This window comes from Bizionia psychrotolerans, from assembly GCF_001039595.1.
In genome coordinates this window covers 1-13,083 of record NZ_JNGS01000015.1, presented here as the reverse complement: position 1 = coordinate 13,083, position 13,083 = coordinate 1, and the positions used below count along the sequence as shown (strand labels likewise).

The 13,083-nt window shown below is 33.2% G+C and carries 8 protein-coding genes, 1 tRNA gene and 3 pseudogenes; 3 read left to right on the top strand and 9 right to left on the bottom strand.

Translation table 11 applies throughout. The features are described from left to right. Positions 1-18: 18 nt before the first annotated feature. The 3 genes and pseudogenes from GK51_RS01540 to nhaA all read left to right on the top strand — a co-directional run bounded on the left by GK51_RS01540 (position 19) and on the right by nhaA (position 3,390). A pseudogene (locus GK51_RS01540) lies at positions 19-991 on the top strand (PorP/SprF family type IX secretion system membrane protein). A 97-nt stretch (positions 992-1,088) separates the two neighbouring features. After that, entirely contained in the window at positions 1,089-1,931 is an 843-nt protein-coding gene (locus GK51_RS01535; protein ID WP_048331280.1) for a universal stress protein, read from the top strand. Positions 1,932-2,091: 160 nt separating this feature from the next. Then, positions 2,092-3,390, top strand: coding sequence for a Na+/H+ antiporter NhaA (gene nhaA / locus GK51_RS01530; protein ID WP_048331278.1), 1,299 nt, complete (start codon positions 2,092-2,094; stop codon positions 3,388-3,390). 87 nt (positions 3,391-3,477) lie between these two features. On the opposite strand, the gene GK51_RS01525 is transcribed toward nhaA, so the two are convergent. The 9 genes and pseudogenes from GK51_RS01525 to GK51_RS01490 all read right to left on the bottom strand — a co-directional run bounded on the left by GK51_RS01525 (position 3,478) and on the right by GK51_RS01490 (position 13,011). Beyond that, complete coding sequence (locus GK51_RS01525; protein ID WP_048331276.1) at positions 3,478-3,705, bottom strand: YgaP family membrane protein; 228 nt, start codon at positions 3,703-3,705, stop codon at positions 3,478-3,480. 19 nt (positions 3,706-3,724) lie between these two features. Further along, positions 3,725-4,030, bottom strand: a complete 306-nt coding sequence (locus GK51_RS01520; RefSeq protein WP_048331275.1) for a hypothetical protein — start codon at positions 4,028-4,030, stop codon at positions 3,725-3,727. A 128-nt stretch (positions 4,031-4,158) separates the two neighbouring features. Then, positions 4,159-7,353 carry an efflux RND transporter permease subunit gene (locus GK51_RS01515; RefSeq protein WP_048331273.1) on the bottom strand — a complete coding sequence of 1,065 codons (3,195 nt, stop codon included), beginning with the start codon at positions 7,351-7,353 and terminating at the stop codon, positions 4,159-4,161. 197 nt (positions 7,354-7,550) lie between these two features. Next, positions 7,551-8,631 (bottom strand): annotated as a pseudogene (locus GK51_RS01510) (efflux RND transporter periplasmic adaptor subunit). A 66-nt stretch (positions 8,632-8,697) separates the two neighbouring features. Beyond that, positions 8,698-10,006, bottom strand: a pseudogene (locus tag GK51_RS01505) (TolC family protein). A 116-nt stretch (positions 10,007-10,122) separates the two neighbouring features. Continuing rightward, positions 10,123-10,761 (bottom strand): DUF2202 domain-containing protein, encoded by a 639-nt coding sequence (locus GK51_RS01500; RefSeq protein WP_082132694.1) that lies wholly within the window; start codon positions 10,759-10,761, stop codon positions 10,123-10,125. 416 nt (positions 10,762-11,177) lie between these two features. Beyond that, a complete protein-coding gene (locus tag GK51_RS02600; RefSeq protein ID WP_316932011.1) occupies positions 11,178-12,098 on the bottom strand; it encodes an NAD(P)/FAD-dependent oxidoreductase in 921 nt (306 codons plus the stop codon). Then, positions 12,068-12,634 carry an FAD/NAD(P)-binding oxidoreductase gene (locus GK51_RS02595; RefSeq protein ID WP_316932010.1) on the bottom strand — a complete coding sequence of 189 codons (567 nt, stop codon included), beginning with the start codon at positions 12,632-12,634 and terminating at the stop codon, positions 12,068-12,070. Before GK51_RS02595 ends, GK51_RS02600 begins: the two co-directional genes overlap by 31 nt. Before the next feature lie 292 nt (positions 12,635-12,926). Further along, positions 12,927-13,011 (bottom strand) — tRNA-Ser (locus tag GK51_RS01490). Between the last annotated feature and the right edge of the window lie 72 nt (positions 13,012-13,083).

The following is a 13,083-nucleotide window of genomic DNA, read 5'->3' as shown; positions in this document are numbered from 1 at the left end:
ATTTTAATACGATTCAAAATGAAAAAACTAATTATATATTCTCTTTTCTTAATCATAGCTCAAAGTTATAGTCAAGAATTAAATTTACCCGTTTTTACGCAGTATTTGGCTGATAATCCATTTGTGATTTCTCCAACCTACGCAGGAATTGGAGATAATCTTAAAATTAGAGCCAATGGATTAACACAATGGGTTGGAATAAAAGGTGCACCAGATAATCAATCGGTATATGCCGATTTTAGAATAGCAAGTCGTTCAGGTGTTGGAATATCGTTGTACAATGATAAGAATGGATTAACGGAACAGAAAGGACTGAAAGCGTCATTTGCGCATCATCTTATTTTAGATTATTACTCCAAGCAATATCTATCCTTCGGACTTACCTATAACTTAAATAGTTTTAGAATTGCTATTGAAAATTTTGAAACCAATTCAGAATCACAAGTTATTGATTCTCGTGTTACGGATGATAGAGCTATTTCAAATAACAACTTCGATTTAGGTGTTTTATATAGAAACAAAGGCTTCTATTTCAGTTTTAATGCGAATAATATTCTACCCAAAGACATTGATAATTATTTAGGAATAGAGCCAGACTTACTTCTGAATTATCAGATTTATTCAGGTATAATACTTCAAAATCCGAGAAATAAAAAGGTAGATATTGAACCTTCTGTCATGTTTCAATATTTTGCTAGTGATAAGCGTTCAAGCACTGATGTTAATATAAAAGTTAGAAAATTTGATAGAAACGAAGATTATTTTTGGGGAGGCATCTCGTATCGTTTTCTGAACGATCAGTTTTTTTAATCCCTTAAATTTAGGACCTATGGCAGGACTTAAAAAATCTAATTTTTATTTTGCCTATGCTTATCAAATAACTATAAATGATTTAGCTGGCTATAATTCAGGAACCCATATGATAACCATTGGTTTCGACTTCTTACAAGGAATAAGTGATTGTCCATGTACAAAATCGCCTTTACATTAGAGAAACAGATGTGATTTAAAATAATCGAAAACTGATAATTGTCATTTCAAATATGCGTTTCAAATACTATCTTGTAGGTTTAAAATAGAAACGTAACATGAGACGAATATTATTAACAACCGATTTTTCAGAAAACTCTATTCATGCTATTCAGTATGCTCTGGAATTATTTAAATACACGGAATGTAAATTTCATGTGCTTCATGTGGTAAAATCATCGACATTTATTTCTGATGATTTAATGCAGAGTGAACCTTCGGAATCCCTATATAGTGAGCTAATTGCAGATGCTAAAGTGGAATTAGAAACACTTTTAGAAACCTTGCAAAACAAGCATAACAACCTCTTACATACTTTTGAACCTGTTGTAGATTATGATAATTTAATTGGAGCAGTCAACCAGATTGTCGAATTAAATCATATAGAATTGATAATCATGGGAACCAAAGGTGCTACCAATTTAGGTAAAATCATTTTTGGAAGTAACACCTTACGTGTTTTTCAGCGTTGCCATATTTCAGTTTTAGCTATTCCAGCGGCTAGTCCTATTAAACCGATTAAAAATGTGTTATTTACGACTAAATATCAAACTAAATACAAACTTAAAGATTTGAGTATTTTGATTGATTTAGCCGAACATTATGACTATAAACTAGACGTGCTTCATATTACCGAACAAAAAAATATTGATAGCAAACAAAACCTTGTACAACAAGAATTGGCTGGATTTTTCCAAAATATTAATCACCAGTTTGTTTTAAAATCGGAAACAACCTATTTAAAAACAATTCAAGATTATATCAAAAATCATAATATTGAATTATTCGCCATGATGCGGAAGCAACATAGCTTTTTAGAACATGTATTTCTTACCCATAAAACAGAGCAAATTGCAAATAATTTGGAATTGCCATTTTTAATGTTAGCGTATCATGATTAAATTTTTAGGTATTTAAAACAAATTATATTTGGTGTTTTCTTTTAGGTATGATTTCGTATTTTAAATCATAAATAATTATTAAAAAGATAGTATTATTTTAATCTAAAAAATCAAACTATTATATTTGAATTATTCCAGAATAATAATTAAATAGACTTTTATGATAAAACAAGTACTACTGACACCATTTCAAAAATTTGTTAAAATAGAAAGTTTCAGTGGTATTTTGTTGTTGCTAGCTACAGTAGTCGCATTGGTTTGGGCCAATTCAGGATATAGCGCAAGTTATCAAGAATTATGGCAGTATGATTTAGGAATTGTGACCGAAACGTTTGAGTTTAAAAAACCATTAATTCTTTGGATTAATGATGGTTTGATGGCTATTTTTTTCTTTTTAATTGGATTAGAAATTAAGCGTGAATTATTAATCGGTGAACTAAATTCCATGAAAAAAATAGCCTTTCCGCTATTTGGAGCGTTAGGAGGTATGATTGTTCCCGTTTTATTTTTTATACTGCTAAATCAAAATCCAGAAACGTTAAAAGGTTGGGGAGTTCCTATGGCAACTGACATTGCCTTTTCATTAGCTGTATTAAATGTGCTTGGCAAACGTGTTCCTTTAAGTTTAAAAATATTTTTAACAGCTTTTGCCATAGTTGATGATATTGGAGCCGTTTTAGTTATAGCCATTTTTTATAGTGGCGCAATAAATACAACCTTATTATTAATAGCAGCAGCGCTGTTAGGAGTTTTATACTTTGCATCTTTTAAAGGTTATTATTCTAAATTTTTCTTATTTCTAATTGGTACTGTTGTTTGGTTTTTATTTTTGAAATCAGGAGTACATCCAACTGTAGCAGGTATTTTACTGGCATTTTCTGTGCCAGTAAGACAACGGATTTATACCGAAACATTCTTGAACAATTTGGAAGATATTTATTACAAAATTAAGAGTTCAGCCATATCTCAAAAACCAATACTGTCCAAAGAACAAATAGAACATATTGATTCATTAGATGATTGGACTAGTAAATTTCAATCTCCATTGCAACATTTGGAGCATAGCTTACACGGTTGGGTAGCCTATTTTATTATTCCTATTTTCGCCCTAGCAAATGCAGGTGTTATGATTAGTAGTAATGTGGAAATAAATATGGCATTAACTACCAATATTATTATTTGTTTAGTGCTAGGTAAAGGAATTGGTATACCACTAGTGGTATTTTTAGCTAAAAAAATGAAACTAATTACCATACCAAAAAACATTTCGAGTTTTCAAATTGTAGGTGTATCGTTTTTAGCAGGTATTGGATTTACCATGGCAATTTTTATTACTAGTCTAGCTTTTATATCAACACCAGAATATATAGATTCTGCTAAAATAGGTATCTTACTTGCTTCCTTAATTTCTGCAATTGTTGGCTATTTAATTTTGCGTTTTAGTCCAATTAAGAGGTGATTCTAGTTTTATTTTTAGACACAAAGATAAACCGTAATAAATTGAAATACATTTTATTACGGTTTTTATTTAATGTGTGAGTTTAATTTATTTTCTCTCTGTATTTGGAATAGAGCATCCTGCAGATTCTCCTTTTTTAAGCCCTAGTTTTAATAAGATAGTTTCTAAAAGGCACCATTTTGTAAAGGCAGATTGAATTAAATTAGCACCAATAAATACCGTAAACCACATCCAATTTGGGTTTACATAAATGGTTAATACGACACTTAATATAACCATAGTGCCAACAATGACTCTGAAATATGTGTTTAACATGTTGTTTGTTTTTTAAAGTTTATATAAATTTTTCAATAGGTACAACAACCGCTTTTATTGGGTTGAAGGTTTCTAATTGTGCATTAAATTCTTTGATGAGTTTAAAGAGTACTTCTATATGTTCATCGTCCGTAAATGAAAAGAACAAAGCCGATTCATTTCCACCACTAACAGCAGGAAACCAATTAGAGGTTGATAGTAAACTTGGTGCACTTTTGTGACCATCAATATCAGAACTACTAAAATTTTCTATTTCTGCTTTTTTGAAGAGTTCTAAAACATCCTTTTGAAACGCTTCTACTGCTGTAGCTATAACTAATTTCATTTTGTTTATGTTTTTTTATTATTGTCGGTTCGAGTAATTCTGAATACTTTCGGAATTGTATCGAGAACCTGTAAAACTTTTCGATACAATTTTTTCGTTCCTCAAAAACTACTCGAAGAGACGGAATATTATTTATAATTCTTCTTTTCTATCATATAATATACCAATGGCACAACTAACAAAGTCAAAACTGTAGAGACAATAGTTCCACCCATTAATGAAATGGCTAAACCTTGGAAAATTGGATCAAATAATATGACAAATGCTCCAATTACAACCGTTCCTGCTGTTAATAATATTGGTGTGGTTCTTACTGCTCCAGCTTCTATTGCTGCTTGTTTAAGCGGTACACCTTCTGCTGTTCGTAGGTTAATAAAGTCAATCAGTAAAACCGAATTTCTTACCATAATTCCTGCTAAAGCTATCATACCAATAAATGATGTGGCTGTAAAAAATGCACCCATAATCCAGTGTCCTAAAATAATACCAATTAGGGATAATGGAATAGCAACCATCATAACAATTGGTGCTTCAAAGTTTTGAAACCAGCCTACAATTAAAATGTAAATCAAGATGATAGCGCCTAAAAAGGCAATTCCTAAATCTCTAAAAACTTCTAGAGTAATTTGCCATTCACCATCCCATTTTACGGTATAATTATCTTCGAAATCTGGCTGACCTAAATACATTTCATTAAGTTCATAACCCTTTGGTAATGGTATTTCTTTTAGTTTGTCTTCCATACCTAAAATGGCATAGGCAGGACTTTCTAACTCGCCAGCCATATCAGCTAAAACATAAACCACACGCTTTTGGTTTTTTCTGTATATGCTTTTTGCTGCAGTTGTTTCACTTATAGTTACCAAATCAGCAATAGGAATTATATTTCCTTGTTTAGATTTGACTTTCAATTGTGAAATATCTGTAATTGTTGATTTTTCTTGCTCGTCTAAACTTAAAACCAAACCTACTTGATTACTCGCATCCTCATCATATAAGGTTGTAATGGCTCTATTTGATAATGCCATATTCATCGTGTAAGCAATTTGTTGAGGTGCTACACCATACAACATGGCTTTCTCTTTATTGATTTCAAATTGATATTCTGTTTGATCATTTTCAACCATCCAATCCACATCAACCACATCGTCCGTGTTATTTAAAATGTTCTGAATATTACCAGCAATTCTCATTTGCTCTTCGTAATCTGGTCCGTAAACTTCAGCAACAATTGTTGATAATACTGGAGGTCCTGGTGGAACTTCAACTAATTTCACATTCGCATTATATTTTGCTGCGATTTTTTGAATATCTGGACGTAACAATTTAGCGATATCATGACTTTGCGCAGAACGCTCACCTTTATCAATTAAATTGACTTGAATATCGGCCATATTACTACCTCCACGTAAATCATAATGACGCACTAAACCGTTAAACGTAATAGGAGCAGAGGTACCAACATAATTTTGGTAGTTTACCACTTCTGGACGTGTAGATAAGTATTGCGAAATTTCTTGTGAAACAACCGCAGTACGCTCCAACGTGGTGCCTTCTGGCATATCAATAACTACCTGAAACTCATTTTTGTTATCAAATGGTAACATTTTTACAGCAACCGAATTGGTAAAAAACAAGACCATCGTTCCCATTAAAACAGCGAATGTTCCTAATAGAAATAACCAGCGCTTTGTTTTGTTTTCCATTAACGGACGTTCAAACTTGTTGTAGACTCTGTATATAAGCGTTTCTTCTAACGGTTTTTCTACTTTTTCAACTTTACCTTTCTTATCTTTTTCTCTTAAGAAAATTAAACCTAAATAGGGTGTAATCGTTAAAGCTACAAACAGAGATAAAATCATGGCAATGGATGCACCAATTGGCATAGGAGCCATATATGGACCCATTAATCCTGAAACAAAAGCCATTGGTAAAACTGAAGCAATTACTGTAAATGTTGCCAAAATGGTAGGGTTTCCAACTTCGTTAATCGCATATAATGCGGCTTGTTTAAAAGGAAGCCGTTTCATTTTAAAGTGCCTGTGCATGTTTTCGGCAATAATAATAGAATCATCCACGACAATACCTGTTACAAATACCAATGCAAATAAGGTAATGCGGTTAAGCGTATAATCCATCAAATAATAACTCAACAACGTTAATGCAAACGTAATGGGAACCGATAAAAACACCACCAATCCACCACGCCAACCCATAGCGAGCATCACAACAAATGTTACTGCTATGATAGACCCAATAAGATGCCATAACAATTCAGATACTTTATGTGAAGCTGTTTCACCATAGTTTCTAGTGATTTCAACCTTTACATCATCAGGAATTAATGTAGTACGTAAATGTTCAACTTTATCAATAATAATTTCCGACAGTTTCATGGCATCAGCACCTTTGCGTTTAGCAACAGAAATGGTAATCGCTGGATATTCCGATTTATAATCCGCAGATTTTACACTGCCTTTTCCAAATCCAAGACTCACATAATTTTGAGGTACTTCTGGACCATCAATAATTTTAGCAATTTGCTTTAAATATATTGGTTGGTTTTGTTGTACACCAACTACCAAGTTTTCAACATCTGTAACCGTTTCTAAAAATTTACCTGTATTAATTAAGAATTCGGTATCATTTTTATCAAAACTACCAGCACTTAATTGGCTGTTATTTGCTTTTATCATTTCTGAAACCGACAAGAAATCCAATCCGCTTGCAGCCAATTTATCTTTATCTAAAACCACACGTAATTGACGGTTTCTACCACCAATTTTATGGGTAATAGCAACATCATTTACCTTTTTAATTTCAGCCTCTAATTCTTGGGCCATTTGACCTAATTGGTAGTCATCATAATTTTCGCTCCATAAGGTTAAACCTAGCATAGGCACATCATCAATAGCACGTGTTTTTACTAATGGAAACTTAACACCAGCTGGCATTTGATCCATGTGCTTGTTAATTTCATTGTATAATTTCACAAACGAACGCTCAATATCTTCGCCAACATAAAATTGCACGATAACCATTCCTTGTTCTTTCATAGACGTAGAATACACATATTCCACACCTTTAATATTCGAAATTAATTGTTCCAATGGTTTAATCACACGCGACTCCACTTCTGTAGGACTTGCGCCAGGATAACCTACAAAAATGTCTGCCATTGGTACATCAATTTGCGGCTCCTCTTCACGTGGAATTAAAAACGAACTATATACACCAACTACCATAAATACAATCATTAACAATACTGTTAACTTGGATTGCATAAAGACTTTGGCAATTTTACCTGCGATTCCTTCTTTCATTTGAATTTAATATTTTAATAAGTTGACAAATGGAACTTGCAAATATGATTTCAGTTGAAAACCTGAAATAGATAAGGCGCGTTTCATTATTTTATATTTTTTGGGCGTTTTAACAGGCTATCCATTACAATCTTTTTTTGCCATATATGGCAGCAAAAAAAGGATTTCCACTTCTATCCTTAACGCAGCTTTTTTAGTTATTGAATTGAAATTTTAGCGCCATTAAATAGTTTTCCTTCAGCAGAAACTATATAAGCTTCATCAGCATTCAGGCCAGAAAGCACTTCAACTTGATCGCCAAACGTTCTACCCAATCGTAACCAACGTAATAAGGCTGTATTCGTTTGACTTACCGTGTAAACACCAGAAAGTTGTCCGTTTGTTATGATAGCTTCTGTTGGGACTAAAACCATTTGGGTGTTAGATTGTCTTTCTACAGGAAATTGAACCGTAACAAACATTCCCGAAAGTATGGATGCTTCCGTTTTATTTAAGGCAATCTTGACTAAATATTGTCCACCTGTGTTTTTTGCAGATGTGCTAACCTCAGCCACTTTTCCAGTTAATGTTTGATTAATAGACTTTACTAAAACCGCAACTTCTGAATCTTTTTTAATTTGTGAAATTTCTGTTTCTGGAACCATAGCCATAACTTCAAAATTACCAGGTGATTCTAGGCTTATTAAAGGTATTCCAGGATTAGCCATATCGCCAGATTCAATGTTTTTACTCGTAATAACACCACTAAAAGGTGCTGTAATATTACTATAGGCAAACTGGGCATTAATTTCGTTTTTCATTTGATTGGCAGCTTCTAAACGTGCTTTTGCCATTTCAAAATTAGCCGTCATATCATCCATTTCTTTTTGCGATGCACTATTGTCAGCTAGTAAGTTTTGAAAACGATTATAATCTTTTTTTGCATTATTAAAAGCTGCTGTGGCTTCCGTAATACCAGCATTAACTTGTGCTTTTTTTGCTTGTAAGTCTGCGTTATTGATAGAAACTAATAGCTGACCTTTAGTTACTTTATCACCAACATTAACGTGAATTTTATTTACATAACCCATCATTCTCGTGCTTAAATCAGCACTATTGGAGGCTTGAATTTTCCCGCTAACAGATAAGAAAGGATTATTTCCATTAGCTTCAACCTGACTGGTTTTTACTGAAATTGCAGGCGCATTATCCACAATAGCTTTTTTTGTCTTCACTACCACAACTAGTTAGGAATAATGATGCTATGGTTAACGTTAATAAATATAAGTGTTTTTTCATTTTATTTGTTTTATGTTTTTTCTAAAGTCATGAATAAACATCTTGACTCTTGGTACTTTTCTATTTTTATTCTTTGGTTAAAAATTGTAAATAAGCTTGTGCGTAATTGTATTCAAAAATTGTTTGATAATACTCTAATTGTTTTTGAGAATATTGTGTTTCAGCTGTTAGTAAATCTGATGTTTTTTCAAGTCCTTCTTTAAACCTATTTGTTCTAATTCGTAAAGATTCTTCAGACTGATCTAAAGCCAAGGTCGTTAATGTTAATTTTTTTTTCAGCATCTACTAATGCGCGATTTGCCTTGTTTAATTCTAAATTACTTTGCGATACATATTGCTTATATTCTAGTTTAGATTTTTCTAATTCAGCTTTACTCTTTTGGGCTTTTCCAAAGCGTCTAGAACCTTGAAAAACATCCCAGCTTAATTGTGCTCCAAACAAATAACCGTTGGCATCACCCTGAAACACCTGATCATCATAAAGTTCATAACTTCCAAAGGCATTCAATCTTGGTAAAAACGCCATTTTATCTGCTTTATTCATGGCTTCATATGCATTTGATGCCAATTGCATGGCTTTAATATCTGAACGGTTTTCTGAAACAGTTTTATCGCTAATGATACTTGTTGCGATGGTTAAACTATCAGTTGGTGTATACACCACATAGTTATCATCAGCCATTAAAAAGGACAAATAGTTAGATGCATTTTGCACATTACTTTTAGCCATCTGCAATTGGTTCTGTACTTCCGTTACCCGAACTTCTACGTTCAACACATCTGCTCGCTGCAAGTACCCTTGTTTAAAACTATTATCAGCTAATTTTTTATTCGCATTAGCTGCTTGCAAGGCTTGTTCTAAAACGTCTACACCCTTATAAGCTAATTGCAATTGCATATATGCTTTTTCAACTTCAAAAGTGAGGTAATCGTTTGTACGTTCTGTTTTTAAAGCCATAGCTTCCATTTTGGATTTAGCCGCTTTACGCTGATACATACCATCCACATTGATTAATGGTTGCTGAATTTCAAATTTGGTGGCAAAGTTTTCAATTTGCGATGGATCATTAAGCATGGCAGGATTAAAATCATTTTGTGTTAAAATCTCTTGATTCAATTTAGAGCCAAATGCCATTAACGGGTTTGTAGTTGCAATACCTGTATGACTTGCTGTAATATTTGGTAAAAAAACAGCGTTGGTCTGATTAAAATCTGCTTTGGCTGCATTAAATTCTTTTTCAGAAATTTTAATGGCTGTATTATTTTCTGAAACTTTAAGCAATACGTCTGATTTCGTTATTGGAACCAGCTCTTGAGCTTGTATAGATAACGTGCATACCGCGAGCAGTAGAGATGTAAAAATATAGTTCTTCATTTAAATTTGTAATTTTCTAGTACAAAAGTACAGTTAGAATATATGTTGGTCAGTAACCTTTGTTACAGCAAAAAAAGTAGGCTTTAGAAGTTGAGTGTTTTTTGAAAAGAATTGAATTAATTACACTGTTCATTACCACTAGCTATAATAATATCGTAAGCTGCTTGTGTCAAAAATTGAGGCGTGTAGGTGTCACCCGTATTTTGAATACCAGAAGCAAAACTGCGTAAATGATTACGTGAACCGCATTGCAGTCTGCCAAAAATTGTAATTAAATTGGTGTTTGATGTACTATCGATATAATTTTGTAAGTCAACAATATCTAAATCTTCTATAGTTGCACCTATTTGGAATGCATTTTCGGGACTTACAGCACCATCAATGAAAAATTGATTATAGAAATCTTGCAACTCTTGATTGGCAAATTCGCCAGGAGGTAAAATGGAATAATTAATGTTATTTTGAACTAATTGATTTTCTATAGCATCCATATGCGATTGCTCACTATTTTTAATATTATCAAATTGATTAATGGACCACAGGTCATTTAAATACGTGTAGGTGTCTCTCGCTAACTTTTCTTCCTCTAACATAAATAGTAATGCTTCAATATCTGCTTCGGTCAGTATTTGATTTGAATCTTGATTTTTTCCTTTTTGGATATCATCATCTGCATCACTACAAGAAATTAAAAAAGCAAAGGATAATAGTAATACAAAGAAAGTTTGGATTTGAATGAATTTCAACTTTTTCATGGTGTCTGGTTTTAAGTTTTTGTAAAAGTCAATAATATATTGGAGTATGGCAGCAACTTATGTTACACAAAAAAAGCACCCATTTAAAAATAGGTGCTCTTTACTAATCAACCAATAAAAACTGACCATCACATCAGTTTATCTTTCGAGTTCCTCCATGTCCACCAGCAACAATTATCATTATTTTAATGCTTAAATAAATGTATTTGAAAAACTGGATGATGGGATTCATCATTTTAAATCTTTGATATTTGGAAATTCTGACTGTCATGATCTTATGTTTTTTTTTTTTTTTTTGTAATTAATGAACACTGAATTTACTCTGGAATCAACGTGTTATAAGTTTGATTCCTACTCTGGAATCACTTTAATTAAGTTTGATTCCTACTCCGGAATCAACCTGTTAAGTTTGATTCCTACTCCGGAATCAACCACCAAAATGGTTTCATTTTTGCTTTGTAAATAAAAGTATAATGCAAGGTTAGTTTTAGCCAGTGACCAGCTAAACCAATTTCGCCAAATGTTTTACCTAATTTTCTACCTTGTGTTTTTGGATACTTTTTATAATCTGGAACAATAGGGAAGGTGGTAATACTTACGCCACTTCCTGTGGTTAATCCGTAACCAGCAGAAGCGATACATGCAGCTCCCATATTTCCCATAGAACCTTTATGATGTAAAGATTCTTTACCGTTTTTAATAGTGTCTATAATATTATCAGCCACAATTCTAGCTGTAATACCTGAAGGCATGCCTGTTCTTGGAGGTGCAGGCGTTATATCTGTGCCATTTTTACTCTTTCTAGGTTTAGAAATAGCGTGTGGTGGAGCAAAAGCAATTCCTGGAGCAAAAATGTTTTTATAACTGGGATTTTGATACGTTTCTGGCCAATCTTGAACAGACCAATCTTCATAAGGTTTTGGCGTGTAATCAGCATCAACAATCATAAAACCCTTAAACAATTTCTCGGTTATGTCTTTGTCATTTTTGTCATATGCTTTAAAATCATGACCCGAAAATGAAGGAATTAACATAGCAAAATCATAAGATTCAGTTTTGAACTCTCCTTCTAGGTTTTCGTAGTGTGCTAACCCATCTTCAATTTTATTAACACCAGCACCCAAGATCCATTTAATATCACGATCTTCAAAAATCATTTCAATCATTTCATGGGATTTCATAGTCATGCTTCCGTAGCTTAACAACATGCCGTCCATTCCAAAATCACCTAATTGGTATTCATTGGATATCCAAGTTACTTCAGCCATATCACGCACTTTATGTTTACGCAATTCTTTTTCAACATTTAATATGTATTCAAAGGCAGCGCTTGGCATGTGGATTTGGCATGACCAGTTCCAATTAAAATTTTAGCTTTTTTGCCTTGTTTCATTTCTTGAATTAAGGCGTTTAATCCTTCCCAAGCATGATCAGCGTGCGTATATGTGCACACAGAGTAGATTTTGTTTTTTCCGGGAATTAAGCCTTCAGTAGCTTCAAAATTTAATTTTGGACCTGTTCCGTTTATTAAATAGTCATAGGTTACTTTTTCATGCTGACCTTTTTTGTCGCCAACAACGTATTCAACCATGACATAGGGTTTATTTTCGCTTGAATCACCTTCAGGGTGAAAAGTGATTGCTTTGGCTTGCTTGTAACCAATATTTTTCTTTTTGTATAAAGGTTCTAATGGAAAAAGAATTTTTTCCGATTTCATTCTGCCAATACCAACCCAAATGTTTGATGGAATCCATTGGTAATTGCTGTTAGGTGAAACCACCATAACCTCATGTTCTTTAGGTAATTTTCTGCGTAAATGTGCTGCGGCAACATGTCCAGAAATACCTGCTCCGAGAATAACAATTTTAGCCATGACTTTAATTTTTATTAAAGATAGTTAGCGGATTAAGTTTCTACAGTAACTTTAGTTACTTAAGGATTTTTTTGTGGAGAGATTGAGAATAACTTACGAGTGAAGCTTATTATGATGCGGAGAGCAAGGATTACTTTATGTGGATCCCCAAGAGTGGAATCCTTAACAATCATAGAAACCCAAAAACACTCCGTGTTTATTATGGCTTTTTGTTTTCCATCACTTATGAAAACAAGTTCCCAACGTGCGGGAAAACAAAAAACCCATAACTTTCGTTATGGGTTTCCTTTTGCGGAGAGCAAGGGATTCGAACCCCTGGAGGTGTGACCCTCAACAGTTTTCAAGACTGCCGCATTCGACCACTCTGCCAGCTCTCCAAAGTGTCTCTTCAGGTTTCCCTGAATGCGGCTGCAAATATAGAACCCTTTTTTCATTCTTTCAAATAAAAA